This is a genomic window from Comamonas sp. F1-6 (genome assembly GCF_039581415.1).
Lineage (GTDB): Bacteria > Pseudomonadota > Gammaproteobacteria > Burkholderiales > Burkholderiaceae_C > Comamonas > Comamonas thiooxydans.
Window position 1 is genome coordinate 150,105 of sequence record NZ_JBCPWN010000003.1, and the last position, 21,944, is coordinate 172,048.

The following is a 21,944-nucleotide window of genomic DNA, read 5'->3' on the forward strand; positions in this document are numbered from 1 at the left end:
CGATCATCGTTCTCATTGTGCGATTATCGCGCAAACATCGATTCTCTCCTTTGTCTTGATGCAGCACAAAACTTAGTCTTGCTGCACAGCGCAACCGGCGTCGTCACGCTCGTCGGTTGACAGGTTTTTGAGCCATAACAAGGAGTCATATTCATGCGTACACAAGTCGCCATCATCGGTGCCGGTCCCTCGGGTCTGCTGCTGGGGCAGTTGCTCTACAAGGCGGGCATCGACAACATCATCATCGAGCAGCGCAGCGCCGACTATGTGCTGGGCCGCATCCGCGCCGGCGTGCTGGAGCAGGTGACGGTGGATCTGCTCAAGCAGGCGGGTGCCGACAAGCGCATGAATGAGGAAGGTCTGCCTCATGACGGCATCGAGCTGCTGTTCAAGGGCAAGCGCCACCGCATCAATCTGCATGACCTGACCGGCGGCAAGCGCGTGATGGTCTATGGCCAGACCGAAGTCACCCGCGATCTGATGGAAGTGCGCGCCCAGGAGGGCCTGACCACGGTCTACGAGGCCAGCCATGTGCAGCCCGTGGACTTCGAGAGCGACAAGCCCAGGGTGCGTTACGAAAAAGACGGCCAGGTGCACGAGATCGAGTGCGACTTCATCGCCGGCTGCGACGGCTTTCACGGCATCTGCCGCGCCAGCGCTCCTCAGGACAAGATCAAGACCTTCGAGAAGGTCTATCCCTTCGGCTGGCTGGGCCTGCTCTCGGATACGCCGCCCGTGTCGCACGAGCTGATCTATGCCAACACCGAGCGCGGCTTTGCCCTGTGCAGCCAGCGCAGCGCCACGCGCAGCCGCTACTATCTGCAGGTGCCGCTGACCGACAAGGTCGAGGACTGGAGCGACGAAGCGTTCTGGGAAGAGCTCAAGAAGCGCCTGGACCCCGAAGCCCGCGCCAATCTGGTGACCGGCCCATCGCTGGAAAAAAGCATTGCACCGCTGCGTAGCTTTGTGACCGAGCCCATGCGCTTCGGCCGCATGTTCCTGGCCGGCGATGCCGCGCACATCGTGCCCCCCACCGGCGCCAAGGGCCTGAACCTGGCAGCTTCCGACGTGGGTTATCTGTCGCAAGCCTTTGTCGAGTACTACAAGGAGCAGTCCGAGGCCGGCATCGACCGCTACTCCGAGCAGTGCCTGCGCCGTGTCTGGAAGGCCGAGCGCTTCTCCTGGTGGATGACTTCCATGCTGCACAACTTCCCCGGCGAGGGCGAGTTCAACACCAAGGTACAGGAAGCCGAGCTGGACTACATCGTCCACTCCGAAGCCGGCTCGACCTCGCTGGCCGAGAACTATGTGGGTCTGCCCCTGGTTTAAGCCCGAGACTGCCTGGCCTTCGTCACCGTGGTGATGAAGGCCCGGTGCCCGATCACGGCGCCTCGCGTTCTGCCTGCATTGCTGTGTGCGATGCAGGCATTTTTTCATCCATGCAATTTGGTTGATGCTGCCTTGCGTAAATTTTGATGCTAAGGCACAAGCCAGCGGGGCTTGCGAGGAGTAAGCTTGCCGACCTTATGGCGCACATCATGTTTTCCCCTCCCTATATTGCCGCTGCCGAGGCAGCCCAGTCCTTGCGCACGCGCGGCTATGCCGTGCTGCAGCCCGAGGACTTCGCCCAGTGGATGGGCCTGAGTGTGGGCGATCTGCACGCCATGGATGCGGACTGGCAGGGTCTGCCGCCCGATGCCTTCCTCAAGGATGGAGGCCGCTATCGCCGCCGCCGCCATTCCTGCTTTGTCAGCGAAGGCGATCAGGTGCAGCAGGTGCCTCATCGCGCCCACTGGCAGCCCGTGGAATACAACGCTCTGCATGGCGGCATGCAGCGCATGTTCGAGCCCATGCAGGACAGCACCACCACCAGCGCGGCCTGGCTGGCGATGATCAATGCCCTGGGCCAACTGGCCGATCAGGTGTTCTGCACCGACGAGCTGCATGAACGCTGGTTTGTCGAGGCGCACCAGTTCCGCATCGACACCACGGACGGTATCGGCCGGCCCACGCCCGAAGGTGCGCACCGCGACGGAGTCGACCTGGTTGCCGTACTGCTGGTGGGGCGCAAGGGCGTCAAAGGGGGCGAGACCCGCGTCTTCGAGGCGAGCGGTCCCAACGGCCAGCGCTTCACGCTGACCGAACCCTGGTCGGTGATGCTGCTCGACGATGCGCGCATGATTCATGAGACCACGCCGATTCAACCCGTCGAGCACGGCGGCGTGCGCGACACCCTGGTGCTGACCTATCGCCGCGGCAACTTCCAGGGTGCCGAGCTTCAGGAGCAGAAGGGTCAGGCTGCCTGATTGATCCGGACGCCTTTGTTCGGAAAATTTGAGCAAAACTGTAACGTGCTCAATACGTCAAAGTGACGTCATCAACACTGCATGATGCAGGCTTGTCGCGGCGAAGCTTTCGCCTCTTCGAGTCTTCCCTGCATCCAACAAGCCAGATCAGCTGGCCAACACCACGCCTTGCAGAGCGTGGTTTTTTATATGAATCGTTTTTACGCCCTTAGTATTTCAGTGCTGACCGCTCTTGTCACAGTAGCGGCCTGCAAGCCTTCGCAAGATCGTCCGGCGCAGGCGGCCTACACCAAGGAGCCCACGATCTACTTTCGCAATGGCCTTGAGATTACCCTCGGCGATGCCTCGGTACCGATTCACGGCGTGGAGGAATGCCCTTATGGTCTGGCCGCGCCGGCCGGGGCCGTGGTCGAGCTCAATGATGCCAAGTGCATTCGACTCTCGGACGATACCGAGCGGATCGTCGTGATGTTGGACATGCCGGGCGGCATCGTCCGGGAGGAATGGACCGTGCGCCGCGATGCGCCCAGCAAGCCCCATGAGCCAGCCTTCAAGAATGTATCCCTGCTGCGCCCAGACGGCACTCGCATCACGATCACCGACAAGTCCGACACTCTTTTGGACAAATGCTACGAATACCAGACGGCCCATGTCTGTATCTGAATCAGACCTCAGTCAGCGTGAACTTCAGGGTTGATTCATGTCAACACGCTGAGGCATGATGAAGGCAGACTCAACGCTATTTCAAGAGCGGCATCTGCCCCGGGCCTCTGGCTTGAGGTCCTTGTCGCCTGCAACCTGAAAGGAGAAACATATGTCCATGTTCAATCACATTCTGGTTCCGGTCGACGGCTCCAAGCCCTCCATGCTGGCGGCACACAAGGCCGCAGAGCTTTCCAAGGTCTTCGGCAGCGCCGTGACGGCGGTGTATGTGGTCGATCCCTATCCTTTCACCGGCGTGGGCGCCGACTTTGCCTACGGCCAGTCACAGTATCTGAGCGCGGCCACCGCCGAAGCCAACACCGCCCTGGATGCGGTCAAGGCCATCATGGATGAGGCAGGCGTGCCCGTGAAGACGCTGGTGGGCGAGGGCCATGCGGTGCATGAAGGCATTGTGCGCACCATGGAAAGCGTGGGTGCCGATCTCGTCGTCATGGGCTCGCAGGGGCGACGCGGCCTTGAGAAGCTGATGCTGGGCAGCGTCACGCAGCGCGTGCTTGGCGCCGTGCGTGTGCCGGTGCTGGTCGTGCGCGAGTGAGCGCGAGGCGGCTGCCCACGAAGCAACGGCTCCTCAGGGAGCCGTTTTTCTTGTGAGCAAGGGTGCTCAGCGACTGAGCAGCCGGGCCAGCCAGCCTTTTTTCTTGCGCTGCAATTCCAGCTCCTGTAGCACTTCCGCCTTGAGTCGTTCTTTTTCTGCCGTGTGTCCGCTCTCTTTGGACATCATGCGCAGATAGACCTTGGCCGAGTCCACATAGCCATGGTCTTCGTTGCGGATGTGGTTGAACAGCCAGCGCGAGAGCATGCCATGCAGTTCGGCGGCCACATCCTCACCCGCATCGAAGCGGGTCTGCATCTCGATCACGCGGCGCGTGAACAGCTCGTGCACTTTTTTGTGCGGCCCTGCGAACATATAGCCGGCGCTCTCGATCAGGCTTTCCTCGAAGACGAAGTGCGAGACGGTGTAGTCGATCATCTCGCCGATGACATCGCCCAGCCCTTCGCGATCTGGCGAGCTGCGCAACTCGTAAAGCCGGTTGATGTAATCGACGATGCGGCGGTGCTGCCGGTCGATCTCCGCAATCCCGGTGTCCAGTTCGGGGACCCAGACCAGCAATGCCATGATGTTCTCCAGAAATTCAAGGGTTTCCGGAGAAGTATTCACGAGCCTGTCATATGCCGCATTGATGCAGATCAGGCCTGTCCGCGCCAGGCAGGGCGGCGCGAATCCTGCGCGCCGCGTCGGGATGTCACTCGATCTTGGCGCCCGAGGATTCGACGACCTGTTTGGACTGCTTGAAGTCGGCCTGGAACATCTTGTCGAAGCTGGCTGCGCTCATGGACTGGGGCTCGGCGCCTTGGGTCAGAATGGCCTCGCGCACCTCGGGCATGGCCAGCAGCTTGTTCACTTCGAGATTGACCTTGGTCACGATGGCTGCGGGTGTGCCCTTGGGCATGAACAGGCCGTACCAGGTACTCACATCAAAGCCCTTGAGACCGGACTCGGCCAGTGTTGGGGTGTCTGGCAGCGAGGACGAGCGCTTTGCCGAGGTCACGGCGATGGCGCGCAGCTTGCCGGCCTTGATCTGGGCTATGGCCGAGGGGACGGAGGACACCAGCAGATCCACATTGCCGGCCAGTGCATCCATCATCGCGGGGTTGGAGCCTTTATAGGGCACGTGAGTCAGATGAATGTCCGAGGCCTTTTCCAGCATCACGCCGGCCAGGTGGATGCTGGTGCCGTTGCCGGGCGAGCCGTAGGTGATCTTGGACGGGTTCTTCTTGGCTGCAGCCACCACGTCGGCCAGCGTCTTGTACGGCGAGTTGGCGGCCGTGGCGATCACGATGGGGGTGTAGGCCACATGAGCCACGGGGGTCAGATCCTTGCTGGGGTTCCAGGGCAGGTTCTTGTAGAGGTAGGGGCCAAGGACCACATTGTCCTTCTGGCCCATCACCATGTCATAGCCCGTGGGCGCCGCCTTGACCGCTTCGGTGATACCGATGGTGCCGCCTGCACCCGCACGGTTGTCGGGCACCACGGTCCATTTGCTGACTTCGGTGAGCTTGTTGGCAATCACGCGCGAGAGGATGTCGGTGCCGCCGCCAGGTGGGAACGGCACGATCATGCGCACGGGCTTGTTGGGGTAGTCGGCTGCGGGGTCTTGTGCAGCGGCTGAAAAGCTCAGGCCCGCGCTTGCGATCACGGCTGTGCTGATGAGAATTTGGCGAATCATGAAAAAGAAGCTCCAGAGACGAACGGGGGAGCGCTGGCCCGCAAACAAGGGCGGCGCAGTCGCGGCTGGTGCCTGAGCCTTGAGCTCGGCAGCCAGAGTCACGGAAGGTGGGCTTTTCGATGATCGGGGACGGTGGTTCCGCCATCAATGGGTATTTGTCTTTACCGGGGAGCGCGAGCCATGCCGTACGGACATGATCGCCATCCGCACGCGCTGCACGACAGGGTTGCTGCCGTTGCTAGCACGGAGGCAGCGTACCGATCGGGTGTCGCTGTCTATGTGGCCCACGGGTGCGGATTGTGGATCTGCGCACAGCCACGGCGGCTGCTGCAGACCAGTGGAAACATTCTGCCACGCATGAAAGACTTGCCAGGGCTTGGTTCGAGAATAGGCCGCGTCTGTTCCCAGATTTTTTGCTTGGTCCGGTAGTTCACGGCAACAAGAGCTGCAGGTGCCTTTGGCCATTGGTTTGGATAAGGCGGTTGCAGCCATGTTTTGGAGTCCGGCCGCTCTGAGTGCTATCTCAAGCCTGGCGTACGTCGGCAACCACCTGGTCGCCGAAGTCCGGTCGTGCCAGCCAGGCCAGCACGCGGGCTGCGGCGTCATCGGCCGAGGTCAGCTGCCCGTTGCTGTGCAGACCAGCAAAACGGCCCACGTCAGGGAAGTCGGTTGAAGCTGCGCTGCGCAGTTGTACCTGCATATCGGTGTCGATGACGCCTGGCGCCAGAGACACAATGCGTGCGCCGTTGGGCTTGGCCGCCTCTTCCAGCGCCACGCAGCTGCTGAACTGGTCCATGCCGGCCTTGGCCGTGCAATAGCTGGCTTGCGAGGCCATGGCGCGGCGGCCCAGGCCCGAGGAGATATTGAGCACCTTGCGGGGAATCCGCCAGCTTTCGGTTGCTCCGAGAAAGGCTCCGGTCAGGGCCATGGGAGCCTCAAGACCCACGCGCAGGGCATTGATCATGTCGGCTGAAGGCACCTGGGACAGTGGCGCAATCTGCGGGATGACGCCCGCATTGTTGATCAGGGTGATGCTGGCCCATTCACGCGGATCTATCGTGCCTAGCCAGGTCGCCAGGCGCTGCGCAGCAGCAGCGCTTTGTGCCAGGTCTTGCTCCCATTGCAATAGCTGTGCAGGCTTGCTGGCGCTGGAGGCTAGGGCGGCGCTGGTCTTGCGGGCAATGCTCAGCAACTGATGGCCTTGCTGCAGCAGTTGCTGTCCCATGGACAGGCCCATGCCGCGAGAGCCACCGGTCAGAATCGTTAAGTGCTTTGTCATGCGAAGCATCTTACGGTTGATTGAAGACTGAAAAGAGCAAGCCCCGCAAGACTTGCGTCCGGCGGGGCCTGGCAATGACCTCAGATGAGGTCAGTGAGCTGTCAATGACCCAGATAGGCCTTGCGCACCTCGTCATTGCTCAGCAGGTTGACACCGCTGTCCTCCAGCACCACCTTGCCGGTTTCCAGCACATAGCCTCGGTCGGCAATCTGCAGGGCGCGGTTGGCATTCTGCTCGACCAGGAACACCGTCACACCCGCTGCGCGGATGGTCTGAATGATCTCGAAGATCTGCGCAATGATGAGCGGCGCCAGGCCCAGTGTGGGTTCGTCCAGCAACAGCAGGCGCGGCTTGCTCATCAGTGCGCGGCCTATGGCCAGCATCTGCTGCTCGCCGCCCGACATGGTGCCCGAGCGTTGCGCTGCGCGCTCCTTCAAACGAGGAAAGAGCTTGAACACATGCTCGACGCCGTCGGCGATCTCGGCCTTGCTCAGGAAAAAGCCGCCCATCTGCAGGTTCTCGGTCACCGTCAGGTCCTTGAAGACACGACGGCCTTCGGGCGAGACGGCAATGCCGCGGCGCATGATGTGATGGGTGGACATCTGGGTGATGTCCTCGCCCTCGAACAGAATGCGCCCGCCGCTGGCACGAGGGTTGCCGCAGACCGTCATCAGAAGCGATGTCTTGCCAGCACCATTGCTGCCGATGAGGGTGACGATCTCGCCCTGATCGACATGCAGGCTGACATGATTGACCGCGCAGATCGCGCCGTAATGGGTGGAGACCTGCTCCAGTTGCAACATATGCTGGCTCATCAGGCCTCTCCCAGATAGGCCTTGATGACCCGTTCATCATTGCGAATCGCCTCGGGCAGGCCCATGGCGATGGGCTTGCCGTATTCCATGACCAGAATGCGCTCGGACACTCCCATGACCAGGCCCATATCGTGCTCGATCAGCAGCACGGCCACGCCGTACTGTTTGCGCAGATCGTCGATCAGATGCTGCAGGTCTTTCTTCTCCTGCGGGTTCAGGCCGGCGGCGGGCTCGTCCAGCATCAGCACGCGAGGCTTGGTGATCATGCAGCGCGCAATCTCCAGCCGGCGCTGGTGACCGTAGGCCAGATTGCCGGCCTCGCGGTTGGCAAACTGCCGCAGGCCCATCACGTCCAGCCATTGGAGTGCGTTGTCGATCTTTTCCTGTTCGGCACGGCGATAGCCTGGCGTGTTGAACAGGCCGCCGAGCAGCGTGGCGCGCGACTGGCGGTGCTGTGCGACCAGCAGGTTTTCCAGCGCCGTCATGCTCTTGAACAGGCGCACGTTCTGGAATGTGCGCACCACACCGTGGTTGGCGACCTGGTGGCTGCTGTGGCCTGCAATGCTCTGGCCGTCCAGAACGACCGAGCCGCCCGAGGGCTGGTAGAAACCGCTGATGCAGTTGAATACCGTGGTCTTGCCCGCGCCGTTGGGGCCGATGATGGCAAACACTTCCTGAGGGCGTACGTTAAAGCCCACGTTGTCCACGGCCAGCAGGCCGCCGAAGCGCATGCACAGGTCTTTGACTTCCAGCAAATACTCGCTCATGCGTTTGCCCTGCCTGTGGTTGTAGTTATTGAAATAATAGCGTTCAGGTGCAGCTTCATGACTTCACCTCCACTTGGTGTCGCTTCATGGGCAGCAGGCCCTGGGGACGCCAGACCATCATCAAAATCATGACCAGACCGAAGATCAGCATGCGGTATTCAGAGAACTCGCGTGCCAGCTCGGGCAGTACGGTGAGGATGATGGCGGCCACGATCACGCCCAGCTGAGAGCCCATGCCACCCAGCACCACAATGGCCAGAATCAGGGCCGACTCGATGAAGGTGAAGGACTCGGGATTGACGATGCCCTGGCGAGCGGCGAAGAAGGCGCCGCCGAAACCCGCGAACATGGCGCCCAGCGTGAAGGCCGAGAGCTTGATCTTCATGGGGTTGAGGCCCAACGAACGGCAGGCGATTTCATCCTCGCGCAGCGCTTCCCAGGCGCGGCCTATGGGCATGCGGATCAGGCGGTTGCTGATGAACAGCGTCACCATGGCCAGCAGCAGGGCCATCAGATAGACGAAGATCACCATGTGCATGGAGTTGAACTCCAGACCGAAGAACTGATGAAAGGTCGTGCCGTCCTCGGTTAGGGGCGAGCGGGTCATGGGCAGGCCCAGCACCGTAGGCTTGGGAATGCTGGAGATGCCGTCGGGACCGCCCGTGAAGCTGGTCAGATTGGTCAGCAGCAGGCGGATGATCTCACCGAAACCCAGCGTCACGATGGCCAGATAGTCTCCGCGCAGGCGCAGCACGGGAAAGCCCAGCACGAAGCCGAACAGAGCCGAGGCTGCGCCGGCCAGCGGCAGCGCTTCCCAGAACGTCCAGCCAGCCCAGTGGAACAGCAGCGCATAGGTGTAGGCGCCCACGGCATAGAAGCCCACAAAGCCCAGGTCCAGCAGGCCGGCAAAGCCGACCACCACGTTCAGACCCAGGCCCAGCATGACGTAAATCATGGCCAGAGTCGCGATGTCGACGGCATTGCGGCCTGCGAAGAATGGCCAGGAGGCGGCCATCATCAGCACCACAAAGATGACGACGTTGCGTGTGCCCGACTTCATCTGCGGGACTGCCGGCAGATTGACCTTGGGCAGCTTGCCAGCGAGCAGGGGCTTGAGCATCTGCACGACGAAGATGGCAAGGCAAGCCCAGCCGGTCATGCTCCAGTCGGGGGTGATGATGGTGCGCACGCCGGCGCGCTCCAGGTGCAGGCTGAAGATGGGGGTAACGACGATGGCCGTCATCACGGTGGCGATCAGCGCATCGCGCAAAGCGGCGGAAAAGCTGTACTTCATCAGACTTTCTCCACTTCAGGTTTGCCCAGCAGGCCCGAGGGGCGGAACATCAATATGGTCACCAGTAGGCCGAAAGCCACGATGTCCTTGTATTCCGACGAGATGTAGGCGGCTGCAAAGGTCTCGGCTACGCCCAGGATCACACCGCCCAGCATGGCGCCGGGGATGGAGCCTATGCCGCCCAGCACGGCGGCCGTGAAGGCCTTGATGCCGGCGAGGAAGCCGATGAAGGGGTTGAGCTTGCCCACAGCCAGCGCAATCAGCACGCCGCCCACGGCGGCCAGCACGGCACCCAGCACAAAGGTGAAGGAGATGACCTTGTTGGTATCTATGCCCAGCAGATTGGCCATGTGCATATCCTGAGCGCAGGCGCGCGAGGCACGGCCCATGCGCGAATGCTTGATGTACATGGTCAGTGCAATCATCAGCACCACGGTCACCGCGATGATGAGCACGCGGGTATAGGGGATGAAGACTTCGAAATTGCCCATGTGGAAATTGATGGCGCCCGGCAGCAGCGAAGGCACGGCCATATCGCGCGCGCCCTGGCCCAGAGCCACCCAGTTCTGCAGGAATATGGACATGCCGATGGCCGAGATCAGCGCGACCAGACGCGGGCTCTGGCGCACGGGCTTGTAGGCCACCTGTTCGACGACCAGGCCGTAGACGCCGGTTACGAATACGGCCACCACCAGCATCAGGCCGATGATGGCCCATATGGGCAGACCACTTTGCGTGCCAATCGCCGAAAGCGTCACGAGGCCTATATAGGCCCCGATCATGTAGATGTCACCGTGTGCGAAATTGATCATGCCGATGATGCCGTAGACCATGGTGTAGCCAATGGCGATCAGGGCGTAAATGGCTCCGAGTGAGAGCCCGTTGAATAGCTGTTGTATCAGCTGGGGGAGAAAGTCTGACATGTAACGCCACCCTTGAAACAGGAAAAGGCCCGAGGGCCAGATAACAAACATCCGGAGGCATGGCCCCTGCCATTGCCTCCGGAGAGAGTGGTGGAATTACTTGGCGAGCGATTTGCTGCCGTCCTTGTGCCACTGGAAGACCTGGAAATCGAAGGAGTTCAGGTCACCCTGCTTGTTCCAGGACACGGGGCCCAGCACGGTGTCCACGCCGGTGGATTTGTGCATCCAGTCCGCCACCTTGGCGGGGTTGTCGCCAGCGGCCTTGATGGCGGCCAGCAGCGATTGAGTTGCGGCAAACGAAGTCAGCTGGAAGGCACCCGAAGCATTGCGCTTCTTGTCCTGGAAGGCCTTGACCACGGCGGCGTTCTTGGGGTTGGCGGCAAAGTCGGCGGGCAGAGTCACCAGCATGCCTTCGACGGCAGGGCCTGCAATGGCGTTGACTTCGGGGTTGCCCACGCCTTCAGGGCCCATCATCTTGACCTTCAGACCTTGCTCGGCAGCCTGACGCAGCAGCAGACCCATTTCGGGGTGGTAGCCGCCGTAATAGACAAAGTCCACGCCTGCGCCCTTGAGCTTGGTGATGACGGCGGAGTAGTCGCTGTCGCCTGCGTTGATGCCCTCAAACAGTGCCACGTCGATCTTGGCCTTCTTCAGGTCGTCACGTACGGAAGAGGCAATGCCCTGGCCGTAAGACTGCTTGTCGTGCAGCACGGCAACCTTTTTGGGCTTGAGCTTCTCGGCAATGAACTTGGCGGCCGCCGGGCCCTGCTGGTCGTCACGGCCAATGGTGCGGAAGATGAAGTGGTAGTTCTTGCCGTCGGTCAGAGCGGGCGAGGTGGCAGAAGGAGTGACGACCACCACGCCTTCGTTGTTGTAGATGGGCGCTGCGGCAATCGAGGCACCCGAGCAGACGGGGCCGACCACATAGCCGATCTTGTTGTTGACCACGCGGTTGGCAGCGACGGGGCCTTGCTTGGGTTCGCAGGCATCGTCCACGGGTACCAGCTCGATCTTCTTGCCATTGACACCGCCAGCGGCATTGGCCATTTCAACGGCGGTGGTGGCGCCTTCCTTGACCATGTCGCCGTACTGGGTCAGCGCACCTGTGGTGGGGATGACCAGGGCGATCTTGATTTGGGCATGCGCGGTGGAGACCAGGGCGGCACCAGCCAGGCCCAGGGCGGCAACAACGGTTTGCATGCGGAACGGAATGCTCATGAGGACTTCCTTAATCTCGAGAGATGTTCGAAAAGCGCGATTGCTGCCATAGCAGTTCGCGCAAAGAAGCTCAGGTTAATCGAGTGGTCAACGAAGGCAACAGGGTATGCAGGGGCTGGTGCAGGCTTTCGGTTTTTGCTATGTCGTGCATAGCAGCTAGTACGCAAGGGCTATGGCGCAGCCTGCATTTGTGATGTATATGCGCAGTCCATGCCTGAACTGTGCGGCAAGTGTCTGCATCAGCGGTCTTTTTGCGCAGATTCCTGTCCTGCCTCAGCACTGTACTGAAGGGTTTTTTGTTGCGGCGTGGCAACTTTGAGAGTTTGACGGTTGCTGCCGATTTGAGGGGGATTAAAAAAGTGGATCACTTTTTAGCTGCAGCAGTCCGCCGGTGACCGGATGCACCAGCTCCAGTGCTGCCGCATGCAGCAACAGGCGTGGGCTGGCGCAGGCCACGGCTTCGCTGGCATATAGCGCATCGCCCAGCATGGGGTGGCCTATGGCCGCCATATGCAGGCGCAATTGATGGGTGCGGCCCGTCAGCGGGCTCAGCAAAACCCGGGTGCGGGGTATTCCTGGTTGGACGGTGTGCTCGATCACCTGCCACAGCGTCTGGCTGCTTTTGCCGGTTTCGTGGTTGATGACACGCAGCGGCCGACGCTCCCAGTCGGCCGCAATCGGCAGGTCTATCAGTTGCCAGCCCCTGTCATTCGCTGCTTCGCTGTGTGCCTGCAACTCGCCGGCCACTACGGCGATATAGCGCTTGTCGACCTTGCGTTCGGCAAAGGCCTGGCTGAGCTGGCGTTGGACGGCCGGATTGCGAGCCATGACGACCAGACCCGATGTGGCCTGATCGAGCCGGTGCACGACCAGTGCATCGCCGAAATGCCGGAGGGCACGCAGGCTCAGGCAGTCTTGCTTGTCGGGGCCGCGACCGGGCACGCACAGCAGGCCCGAGGGCTTGTCGAGCACCAGCAGGTGCTCGTCTTCATACACACAGTTCAACGCACTCATTCAAACAGCTATCGATTGCTTCAGGGGTTGAGCAGTTCATGCACAGTGGCACAGAACTCCTGCACATCGTTGGGCTTGTGGATCAAGGCTCTGGCTCCGGCTGCAATCGCAGCCTGCTCGATTTCGGCCGTCACATAGCCGGAGGCCAGTGCAACCGGCAGTTGAGGGCTGATCTGCAGAGCCTGTCTGAGCAGGTCCAGTCCGCTGAAGCCGGGCATGTTGTAGTCGGTGACTATGAGGTCAAAACGCTGTGGCTCCTCATGCAGGGCGGCCATGGCCTCATGGGGATCGGTAAAGCCCGAGACTTCATAGCCGCGACGGCGCAGCAGGCGCTGAAACAGGAAGACCAGAGCCTGATCGTCGTCCACATACATTACATGGCTGGCGCGCGTGGCCAGGACAGGTTCGGGCAGCGGGGCTTCGGGCTTGTCCATGCGCATGGGCGGCAGCGCAGAGTGGCTGGAAGTCGGGTCGCTGAGAGGAAAGTACAGCGTGAAGCAACTGCCCTGGCCCAGTTCGCTGTGCACATCGACAGCGCCGCCATGGGTGCGCATCACGCCATGTACGACCGAGAGGCCCAGGCCTGTGCCCTGGCCGACCGGTTTGGTGGTGAAAAAAGGCTCGAAGATGCGTCGCTGAGTCGCGACGTCCATGCCTGGGCCGGAGTCCTGCACCATGAAGACCAGGTATTCGGCCACGGCCAGACCCAGGCGTTCGCATTGGTAGCTGTCGGGAGCAATGCACATGGCCCGCATCTGGATGATGCCGCGCTGACTGCCAATGGCCTGCATGGCGTTGTTGCAGAGATTGAACAGCGCCTGTTCCACCTGAGTGGGGTCGGCCAGCAGCGGCGGCAGATCGTTGGACTCCTGCACCTGCAGCTCTATGGAGGGAGGCAGAGTCACGCGCAGCAGGCGAGCCGTGTCGGACATGACTTCCTGCACCTGAACCGGACGGCGTTCGGGCAGGTCATTGCGGCTGAAGGTCAGAATCTGGCGCACCAGATCGCGGGCGCGGCGACCGGCCTTTTCGATCTCGCGCAGGCTTTCCATGGCAGCCGGGTTGCCGCAGCTATCGGCCTTGGCCAGCTCCACATTGCCCAGGATTGCGCCCACGATGTTGTTGAAGTCGTGGGCAATCCCGCCGGCCATGGTACCTACGGCCTGCATCTTGTGGGATTCGCGCAGCTGGGTTTCCAGCGCATTGCGCTGGGCTTCGGCGCGATTGCGGCTGGTCAGGTCGCGCGCAAAGATGGTGGTGGTGTCGCCGCTGCTGTGGTGTTCGAAGGAGACGCTGATTTCCATGGGAATCTCACGCCCCGACAGGGTCAGCCCCGTCATCTCGCCTAGCACGGCCTGTGTGGTCAGCGAGGAAAAAGCCAGTGCCCGAGCGGCATCGGGTAAAAAGCGCTCCAGCGGGCTGCCCAGGGCATCCTGAGGCGAGCACAGAAACAGGGCTGCCGCCGTGGGGTTGAAGACAGTGATGCGCTGATGCTGATCGACGCAGATGATGGCGTCCAGCGCGGAGTTGATGACCGACTCCAGTCGCCTCTCGCTGGCATAAAGCTGCTGGTTGCGCTCTTGCAGCGCCTTGCGCTCGGCAAGCAGCGGGCCCTGGTTGACAACGGCGCACAAATACTGCCAGGTGGCCGGACCGTTTTGCTGGGGCACGACCACGCCGGCCACATGCAGGTCGCCGCAGAGCTCGAATTCTTCGGTGATCTGGAACAGAACCTCGTGTACCTCGGCGCGTCCCATCGCCTTGGCCTGCTCGAAGGCCGTAGTCACGCGCTCTGCGTCGTTGACATGCACAAAGGGCTTGAAGTTGATCAGCAGCCGGTCTTTTTCGGTGGGCTGAAATGCGCGGTGAGCCATGGCATTGGCCTGGACCACCATATCGTATTCATCAACCACCAGCAGCGGCAGCGGAATGCTTGCAAACAGCGTTTCAAACCGCTCCGATGCGCTCTCGGCCACGGCCTGGCTGTAATTGAGTACCTCGTTTTGCAGCTCCAGTTCGTGCTGGTAGTTGCGCAACTCCGCCACCAGGGCCTGCAGCGGGTCTTCATCCTCCGGCACCAATGGCTGGGTGTTGGCGCTCAGGCCCAGCGGCGCAGCACCGGGGGCCAGCAGGGCATGCAGAGGCAGGCCGCCATCAATGACTGGCAGCAAGGGAGGGGGAGTGGGTTCAGAGGAGCTCATGAGACAGGCAGAAGACCTCGGCAGTGTAAGCCGGTCCCTGCACCTGCTCTTTAAAAAGGCGGGCAGTCAACCGGTATTCAGGCAACTCGATGCTCGGTTTGGCGGCAGCAACGCCGATTGCGTTGATGTCGTGAATACATTCACTGCCGGCGAACAGCAATGGGCTGGCTGGTGTTCGACATTGATTGAGCATAAAAAAGCCAGTGCGGCAGAGCGCACTGGCTTGGGGGAGACCCTGGCTATCAGTCTTCGTAAGCGTCCATGGGTACGCAGCTGCAAAACAGATTGCGGTCACCATAGACGTTGTCCACGCGGCCCACGGGGCTCCAATACTTGGCGCGGCGCAGGGCAGGCACGGGATAGGCGGCGGTTTCGCGGCTGTAGCCATGCTGCCAGTCTGCGGCCAGCAAGGCTTCTGCCGTATGGGGCGCGTTCTTGAGCGGGTTGTCGTCCCGGGGCAGTCTGCCGGCCTCCACTTCGGCAATCTCGGCGCGGATGGCGATCATGGCTTCGATGAAGCGGTCCAGCTCAGACAGGCTTTCACTCTCGGTCGGCTCCACCATCAGCGTGTTGGGCACGGGAAAGGACAGCGTCGGTGCATGGAAGCCGTAGTCGATCAGGCGCTTGGCCACGTCCTCGGCCATCACGCCGCAGCTGTCCTTGAAGTGGCGCAGATCCACGATGCACTCATGGGCCACGTGACCATACTCGCCCGCGTACAGCGTGGGGAAGTGTTCCTTGAGGCGTGCGCTGATGTAGTTGGCGTTGAGGATGGCGGTCTCGGTCGCCAGCTTCAGGCCCGGCTCTCCCATCATGCGGATATACATCCAGCTGATCGGAAGAACGGCTGCATTGCCCAAAGGCGCTGCGCTGACAGCACCCACCCGGCGGACGTCGCCTGCGGTGGCATGCCCCGGCAGAAAGGGCAACAGATCCTCGACCACGCACACGGGGCCGACGCCGGGGCCGCCGCCGCCGTGAGGAATGCAGAAGGTCTTGTGCAAGTTCAGATGGCTGACATCGCCGCCGAACTCGCCGGGTGCGGCAAGACCTACCAGGGCGTTCATATTGGCGCCGTCCACATAGACGCGGCCGCCATGGCTGTGCACCAGTTGGCACAGCTCCTTGACCTCGGTCTCGAACACGCCGTGCGTGCTGGGGTAGGTGATCATGATGCAGGCCAGATTGGCGCTGTGCTTCTCGCAGGCCAGCTTCAGATCCGCCATGTCCACGTTGCCGTTGTCATCGCACTTGGTGACCACGACCTGCAGGCCCACCATTTGCGCGCTGGCCGGGTTGGTTCCGTGGGCGCTGCTGGGAATCAGGCAGATATTGCGGTGCGCCTCGCCGCGTGATTCATGGAAGGCCTTGATGGCCAGCAGACCGGCGTATTCGCCCTGGCTGCCTGCATTGGGCTGCAGGCTGATGCCCGCGTAGCCCGTGGCCTGGCACAGCCAGTCGCGCAGCTGCTGATCCAGCTCGGCATAGCCTTGCAGCTGGTTGGCGGGCGCAAACGGGTGGATGTCGGCGAACTCTGGCCAGGTGATGGGAATCATCTCGCTGGTGGCATTGAGCTTCATGGTGCAACTGCCCAGCGGGATCATGCTGCGGTCCAGCGCCAGGTCCTTGTCGCTGAGGCTGCGTATATAGCGCAGCATGGCGGTTTCGGAGTGGTGGGTGTTGAAGACCGGGTGGGTCAGATAGGCCGTGCTGCGCTGCAGGGATTCGGGGATCAGCGAGGTCGGGCCTTCGTCCATGGCCTCGATGGTGGGCAGGGCCTGGCCCTCCTGGGCAAAGATGCTCCAGATCAGCTCGACATCGGTCCGGGTCGTGGTTTCGTCCAGGCTGATGCAGAGATATTCATCCCAGGCCTTGCGCAGATTGACGCCCTTGGATACGGCGCGAGCCGCCAGGGCGTCGGTGGCCTCCCGGGTGTGCAGGCTCACGGTGTCGAAGGCTGTGTCGTGGTGGTGGGCGCCAAAGCCCAACTGGGCCAGGCCACGGCTCAGAATCGCTGTGAAGCGTGCCACACGCTGGGCGATGCGCCTCAACCCCTGGGGGCCGTGGTAGACGGCATACATGCTGGCAATCACGGCCGGCAGGACCTGGGCCGTACAGATATTGGATGTCGCTTTCTCGCGGCGGATATGCTGTTCGCGTGTCTGCAGAGCGAGGCGGTAGGCGGGCTTGCCATGCGCATCGACGCTGACACCCACCAGACGGCCGGGCAGGCTGCGCTTGTATTCGTCGCGACAGGCCATGAAGGCCGCGTGCGGACCGCCCGCGCCCATGGGCATGCCGAAGCGCTGGCTGTTGCCCACGACAATATCGGCATCCCATTCGCCGGGCGGTGTCAGCAGGGTCAGAGCCAGCAGGTCGGTGGCCACGATGGCGGCGGCCTGCTTGGCGTGAATGGCTTGCACATCGGCCTTCCAGTCCACGATCCAGCCGCTGGACGCGGGGTACTGGATGACGGCAGCAAACAGATCGCCTGCCAGCGCGGCCTCCCACTCTTGCTGGCTGTTGGCGATCACCACTTCGATGCCGATCGGCCGGGCGCGGGTCTCGATGACTTCAATCGTCTGCGGGTGCAGATCGCCGGCCAGCACGATGCGATGGCTTTTGGATTTGACAGAGCGCCTGGCCAGCGTCATGGCCTCGGCGGCTGCCGTGGCCTCGTCCAGCATGGAAGCATTGGCAATCGGCATGCCGGTCAGGTCGGTCACCATGGTCTGGAAGTTGACCAGCGCCTCCATGCGGCCTTGCGAGATTTCGGCCTGGTAGGGGGTATAGGCCGTATACCAGGCTGGATTCTCGAGGATGTTGCGCAAGATGACGCCCGGCGTGTGCGTGCCGTAGTAGCCCTGGCCGATAAAGCTCTTCAGAACCTGATTCTTGCTGGCGATGGCCTTGAGTTCGGCCAGCGCAGCGGCTTCGGTAATCGGCGCCGGAAGATCCATGGGCCTGGCGCGTGCGATGGAGTCGGGCATCACATCGCGAATCAAGGCATCCAGCGAGGGCTTGCCGATGGCAGCCAGCATTTTTTGCTGCTCATCGGCGTCCGGGCCTATATGACGGGGGATGAATTCGTGACTGTTTTCCAGCGCTTCCAGGGAAGCGACGGGGGCGGGAGGCGACATCAGCATGGGAGGGACCTATTCTCAAATACTGTGACTGACGGTTTGCATGCCAGGCATGCGTGAATGCCGTATGCCTGAAGGCATGCGGCCGGTGCTTCAAGCAGCGCTGGCTTGTTCCAGCGCGGTGTTCATCAGAGCCAGGCGTTCGCTTTCCTGGTCTGCATATTCCCAATCGGGATATTTGCTGCGTGCCACGGTGTTCAGCCATTGCTGGCAGGCCAGGGCAAGCAGGGCTTGCTGTTGCAGATCGGCATCGATGCTGCCTGTGATCTTGAGCTGACCAAAGGCGGTGGCCACGTGGGCGCGACAGACCGAGCGCAGATAGATCTGGTTCATGTCATCGCTGGCCAGCCACTGGGCCTTGGCCGCATCGTTATGAGCCAGCATGTCCTTGGGCACGGGCAGATCCCAGTCGCTCAGTTGTTGGTGCAGAAAGCGCAGAGTCTTGGCAGACTTGCCGCCCGTCTGCTCCTGGTACCACTCTTGAAGAGCGGCCAGTGTGTCGCTGCCGTCATCGTTGCCGAAGGGGCTGAAGTCGTCACCGCAGTCGTAATAGAAGTCCTGGGCCGCGATGCGCGCAAAGGTCGGGTGGCTGGTCTCGCGGGCGAGACCGACGTGCGGATCGTCAAAATACAGAATGGTGCTCATGGCTGCATGCAAAAACGGCCTTCGCAATGCGAGGGCCGTTGATACGCTTAGTTGTCCTTGGCGAAGTCGTTGTAGGCGGTCTCTTCCATCAGGCCTTCGAGCTCGCCCACATTGCTCATCTTGACCTTGAAGAACCAGCCAGCGGCCAGCGGGTCGCTGTTGGCGAGCGACGGGTCATCGCGCAGGGCTTCGTTGACTTCGACGATCTCGCCGGTCACGGGCATGTAGACATCGGCAGCGGCCTTGACGGACTCGACCACGCCAGCCACATCGCCGGCCTTGAAGCTGGAGCCCACGGCAGGCAGGTCCACAAACACCACATCGCCCAGCGCATCCTGTGCGTGTACGGTGATGCCGACGATGGCGGCATTGGTGTCAGCGGCGTTGATCCATTCGTGTTCTTTGGAATACTTGATGCTCATGGAAAGCTCCAGATGGGGGATTCAGGGGAATCGGGTGTTGTTTGAGAAAGGTCCAGCTCGCACTTTAGCGGTGTTCTGGCAGCTGTTTGGCAAACTGGCCCGTCTCATGCGCGGCGGCAGACCTAGCCGCGGTAGTAGCGGGTGGGGACGAAGGGCGTGGCGACCACCTTCATGGGCACGGGCTTGCCGCGCACCATGGCGAAGATTTCCGTATCGATGGCGGCGTAGTCGGGCTCGACATAGGCCAGCGCCACAGGCTGGTTGAGCGTGGGGCTGAGCAGGCCGCTGGTGATGTGGCCGATATGCTGTCCGTCCATGTTTTCCAGCACGGCGGGCTCGCGCACGGGAATGCGTTCCAGCGCGATCAAGCCCACGCGCTTGCGGCGCAGCGACTGAGGGTTCTGCAATTGCTCCAGCACGATGGCCGCACCGGGAAAGCCGCCTTCGCGCTCGCCGCCGGTGCGGCGCACCTTCTGCATGGCCCAGTTCAGCGCAGCTTCCACCGGGGTGGTGCTGGTGTCTATGTCGTTGCCGTACAGGCAAAGTCCGGCTTCTAGGCGCAGCGAGTTGCGCGCGCCCAGACCGATGGGGGCTACCTCGGGCTGTGCCAGCAGAGCTTCGGCAAAGGCTTCGGCAGCTTCGCCGGGCAGGGAGATTTCAAAGCCGTCCTCGCCCGTATAGCCGCTGCGCGTGATGTGGAGCGCATGGCCTTGCCAGTCGAAGTGGTTGCCGGTCATGAAGACCAGTTGCGTCACACCGGGAATCAGACGCGAGAGGGCAGTGACGGCTTGCGGGCCTTGCAGGGCCAGCAGGGCGCGATCGGGCAGTGGGACGACCTCGCAGCGGCTACCGATGCGGTTCTGGATATGAGCGATATCGGCCTCTTTGCAGGCACCGTTGACGATGAGGAACAGATCATCGCCGCGGTTGACGAACATCAGGTCGTCGAGAATTCCGCCTTGTTCATCGAGCAGCAGACCGTAGCGCTGCTTGTGCAGGCCCAGGGCCATGACATCGACGGGCATCAGCGATTCGAGCGCGGCGGCGGCATCGGGGCCGCGCAACAGCAACTGGCCCATGTGCGAGACATCGAACAGGCCGGCGGCCTTGCGCGTGTGCAGATGCTCGGCCATTAGGCCTTGAGGGTATTGCACGGGCATGGCGTAGCCGGCAAACGGCACCATGCGGGCACCCAGTTTCTGGTGCAGTGCAAACAGCGGTGTGGAACGCAGATCGGAAGAGGTGTCAGCAGCAGTCACAGGCAAGCGCTCCGGTGGTCAAACCAAAATGAGTGGCCATGCATGACAGGGCCATGCGTGGCGGGCTTGCCCTGCTGTCCGCTTTACCTGAGAGATTCACTGCACGCATTGCATCGGGCAGTTTGCTCCTTCGGTGGATGCTGGCGCACATACGAAATGACGGCCTGCATCTCTCTCCAGCTAGGGACGCTGCAGGTTTGCACACCTTGCAGCGCTTGTCAGTCCTTTTGCCTGAGCGTTTTGACACCGGGTTGGGGTCTGCGCCTTCGGCGGTGCGAGGCAGCTTCAAGCTGCAGGCACTCTCTCCTGACGTTGGCGATTCTAGCGGTGGGCAAGGGGCTTGCACCACCGAATCGGACGGATTTTGGGGTTTTCGAGCACAGATCGCTGGAATTGAGCTTGTGGTCTCACTGCGGTTCTGTGTTCATGGCGGGTGTTCGAGGAACATCGATCTCCTGGCGCGGAAACACCAGTTGGTAGGGCTGCTCGAAGCAGGACGTCACGGGCTGGCCCTGGCGCATGCCGGGCTTGAACTTCCAGCGTTCGAGCGAGCGCAGTATGGACTTCACGATGCGGGGATCGGCATCGGCAGGCTGGTAGGCCACACGGCCGAGTTCGCCCTGAGCCGTGACTTCCAGGCGGAAGACCACCGTGGTCTCCAGCCCGTTCGGAAACCAGTGGGCGCTGATGAAAGGCGTGGTGTGGCGGCGTGGCTGCGGTTGCCGATCGAGCTGGGCGGGGGGTGTGCAGTCTGCATTGATCCAGGCAGGCCAATTTACGGTTTGGCCTCCGGAAGCCGAGGCGGAGTCAGCCTGGGGCTGGGGAGTGATGTCGGCCACCTTAGGCGCCATGGCTGGGTTGCCAGCGCAGGCACTGAGCAGCAGAGCTCCCAAGACGGCCGCGTATGCAGCAAGACAGCGTGAGTGGCGTGAAGTATCCATGGCGGCATTCTCGGTCATCCCCAGTCGATTTCGGCAGACCTGGTGGAGTCGGTCGTTCAGCCAGGGCCGGGCTGCCTTGCTCCAGAGCTTGTCCTGCAGGGGCAAACATCATGTCCGGCAGGGACTAAACAGAATTTTCCCCATGGATAGGATTATGACGTTCGTCAAAAAATGTTTATTCAAGGAGAGAAAATGCCCGAAAAAGCCACGAATGAATTCTGGAAATATCTGAAGCCGATTTCTGAATGTTTTCAGCCCGATGCGCAGCCAGAGGTTTATATTCAGAACGCTCCAACGGAGGATGAGCGTTATTATGTTCCATTCTCTGAAACCGTTTCCTCCCGTCCCCTCTGGATTTCTCCATCACAAAACAAATGGTGCGATATTCTGATGGCGAAGGAGGCCGGTTTGGTGAACCGCCATTACCATCCGCACGAAGTGTTTGCCTACACGATTTCGGGGAAGTGGGGCTATCTGTAACATGACTGGACAGCCCGTGCCGGTGATTTCGTCTACGAGACCCCCGGAGAAGGCCATACCCTGGTGGCCTATGAACATGAGCAGCCCATGCGTGCGTTCTTTATCGTCAAGGGACCGCTGATCTGGCTCGATGATGACGGAAAGCCTGACGGATATTTCGATGTTCACAGCTACATAGAACTATGCCGAAAGCATTATGAAAAAATCGGCATAGGTGCAGATTATGTGGACACGCTGTTTCGGTAGTTATCCGAAGCTGGATTGAAAATCCATCAATGAAAGGCGG

At 61.4% G+C, this 21,944-nt stretch carries 20 protein-coding genes, 1 pseudogene and 2 riboswitches; of the genes and pseudogenes, 5 read left to right on the plus strand and 16 right to left on the minus strand.

Annotated elements, in window-relative coordinates; translation table 11 throughout:
- The first annotated feature begins 153 nt into the window (after positions 1–153).
- The 4 genes from pobA to AAIL66_RS04550 all read left to right on the plus strand — a co-directional run bounded on the left by pobA (position 154) and on the right by AAIL66_RS04550 (position 3,564).
- Positions 154–1,329, plus strand: a complete 1,176-nt coding sequence (gene pobA / locus AAIL66_RS04535; RefSeq protein WP_343496108.1) for a 4-hydroxybenzoate 3-monooxygenase — start codon at positions 154–156, stop codon at positions 1,327–1,329.
- Between the two features lie 197 nt (positions 1,330–1,526).
- Entirely contained in the window at positions 1,527–2,306 is a 780-nt protein-coding gene (locus AAIL66_RS04540; RefSeq protein ID WP_343496109.1) for a 2OG-Fe dioxygenase family protein, read from the plus strand.
- Positions 2,307–2,495: 189 nt separating this feature from the next.
- The gene (locus AAIL66_RS04545; RefSeq protein WP_034352390.1) at positions 2,496–2,969 is read left to right on the plus strand and encodes a hypothetical protein; all 474 of its coding nucleotides are present in this window, start codon (positions 2,496–2,498) and stop codon (positions 2,967–2,969) included.
- A 157-nt stretch (positions 2,970–3,126) separates the two neighbouring features.
- Complete coding sequence (locus AAIL66_RS04550) at positions 3,127–3,564, plus strand: universal stress protein (protein ID WP_034352575.1); 438 nt, start codon at positions 3,127–3,129, stop codon at positions 3,562–3,564.
- A 66-nt stretch (positions 3,565–3,630) separates the two neighbouring features.
- Here the strand turns inward: AAIL66_RS04550 and AAIL66_RS04555 are convergent, their stop codons facing one another.
- The 16 genes from AAIL66_RS04555 to AAIL66_RS04630 all read right to left on the minus strand — a co-directional run bounded on the left by AAIL66_RS04555 (position 3,631) and on the right by AAIL66_RS04630 (position 21,178).
- A complete protein-coding gene (locus tag AAIL66_RS04555; protein WP_224650880.1) occupies positions 3,631–4,188 on the minus strand; it encodes a bacteriohemerythrin in 558 nt (185 codons plus the stop codon).
- A gap of 85 nt (positions 4,189–4,273) precedes the next feature.
- Complete coding sequence (locus AAIL66_RS04560) at positions 4,274–5,257, minus strand: tripartite tricarboxylate transporter substrate binding protein (protein WP_343496110.1); 984 nt, start codon at positions 5,255–5,257, stop codon at positions 4,274–4,276.
- 523 nt (positions 5,258–5,780) lie between these two features.
- Positions 5,781–6,545 carry an SDR family NAD(P)-dependent oxidoreductase gene (locus AAIL66_RS04565; protein ID WP_080771240.1) on the minus strand — a complete coding sequence of 255 codons (765 nt, stop codon included), beginning with the start codon at positions 6,543–6,545 and terminating at the stop codon, positions 5,781–5,783.
- 92 nt (positions 6,546–6,637) lie between these two features.
- On the minus strand, positions 6,638–7,351 hold the full coding sequence (locus AAIL66_RS04570; protein WP_034395239.1) for an ABC transporter ATP-binding protein: 714 nt from the start codon (positions 7,349–7,351) through the stop codon (positions 6,638–6,640).
- Entirely contained in the window at positions 7,351–8,118 is a 768-nt protein-coding gene (gene livG, locus AAIL66_RS04575; protein ID WP_003079486.1) for a high-affinity branched-chain amino acid ABC transporter ATP-binding protein LivG, read from the minus strand. The genes AAIL66_RS04570 and livG overlap by 1 nt, the downstream gene beginning before the upstream one ends.
- A gap of 55 nt (positions 8,119–8,173) precedes the next feature.
- Entirely contained in the window at positions 8,174–9,412 is a 1,239-nt protein-coding gene (locus tag AAIL66_RS04580) for a high-affinity branched-chain amino acid ABC transporter permease LivM (RefSeq protein WP_003079484.1), read from the minus strand.
- Entirely contained in the window at positions 9,412–10,335 is a 924-nt protein-coding gene (gene livH, locus AAIL66_RS04585; RefSeq protein ID WP_004340658.1) for a high-affinity branched-chain amino acid ABC transporter permease LivH, read from the minus strand. Before livH ends, AAIL66_RS04580 begins: the two co-directional genes overlap by 1 nt.
- Positions 10,336–10,431: 96 nt before the next feature.
- Positions 10,432–11,553 (minus strand): branched-chain amino acid ABC transporter substrate-binding protein, encoded by a 1,122-nt coding sequence (locus AAIL66_RS04590; RefSeq protein ID WP_034352399.1) that lies wholly within the window; start codon positions 11,551–11,553, stop codon positions 10,432–10,434.
- 351 nt (positions 11,554–11,904) lie between these two features.
- A complete protein-coding gene (locus AAIL66_RS04595; RefSeq protein WP_343496111.1) occupies positions 11,905–12,567 on the minus strand; it encodes an RluA family pseudouridine synthase in 663 nt (220 codons plus the stop codon).
- A gap of 20 nt (positions 12,568–12,587) precedes the next feature.
- Complete coding sequence (locus tag AAIL66_RS04600; RefSeq protein ID WP_343496112.1) at positions 12,588–14,768, minus strand: ATP-binding protein; 2,181 nt, start codon at positions 14,766–14,768, stop codon at positions 12,588–12,590.
- Positions 14,755–15,066, minus strand: a complete 312-nt coding sequence (locus AAIL66_RS04605; RefSeq protein WP_343496187.1) for a hypothetical protein — start codon at positions 15,064–15,066, stop codon at positions 14,755–14,757. The genes AAIL66_RS04600 and AAIL66_RS04605 overlap by 14 nt, the downstream gene beginning before the upstream one ends.
- Positions 15,011–17,914 (minus strand): aminomethyl-transferring glycine dehydrogenase, encoded by a 2,904-nt coding sequence (gene gcvP, locus AAIL66_RS04610; RefSeq protein WP_343496113.1) that lies wholly within the window; start codon positions 17,912–17,914, stop codon positions 15,011–15,013. Before gcvP ends, AAIL66_RS04605 begins: the two co-directional genes overlap by 56 nt.
- A 90-nt stretch (positions 17,915–18,004) precedes the next feature.
- Positions 18,005–18,556 carry a MolR family transcriptional regulator gene (locus tag AAIL66_RS04615; protein WP_343496114.1) on the minus strand — a complete coding sequence of 184 codons (552 nt, stop codon included), beginning with the start codon at positions 18,554–18,556 and terminating at the stop codon, positions 18,005–18,007.
- Positions 18,557–18,603: 47 nt separating this feature from the next.
- The gene (gcvH, locus tag AAIL66_RS04620) at positions 18,604–18,978 is read right to left on the minus strand and encodes a glycine cleavage system protein GcvH (RefSeq protein ID WP_034352415.1); all 375 of its coding nucleotides are present in this window, start codon (positions 18,976–18,978) and stop codon (positions 18,604–18,606) included.
- A gap of 122 nt (positions 18,979–19,100) precedes the next feature.
- The gene (gcvT, locus tag AAIL66_RS04625) at positions 19,101–20,237 is read right to left on the minus strand and encodes a glycine cleavage system aminomethyltransferase GcvT (RefSeq protein WP_343496115.1); all 1,137 of its coding nucleotides are present in this window, start codon (positions 20,235–20,237) and stop codon (positions 19,101–19,103) included.
- Positions 20,238–20,301: 64 nt separating this feature from the next.
- Positions 20,302–20,427, minus strand: a riboswitch (glycine riboswitch).
- A 19-nt stretch (positions 20,428–20,446) separates the two neighbouring features.
- Positions 20,447–20,556, minus strand: a riboswitch (glycine riboswitch).
- Positions 20,557–20,644: 88 nt separating this feature from the next.
- Positions 20,645–21,178: an energy transducer TonB gene (locus AAIL66_RS04630; RefSeq protein ID WP_343496116.1), complete on the minus strand. Its 534-nt coding sequence runs from the start codon at positions 21,176–21,178 to the stop codon at positions 20,645–20,647.
- A gap of 192 nt (positions 21,179–21,370) precedes the next feature.
- On the opposite strand from AAIL66_RS04630, the pseudogene AAIL66_RS04635 reads away from it, so the two are divergent.
- Positions 21,371–21,904 (plus strand): annotated as a pseudogene (locus AAIL66_RS04635) (2,4'-dihydroxyacetophenone dioxygenase family protein).
- Positions 21,905–21,944: the final 40 nt, after the last annotated feature.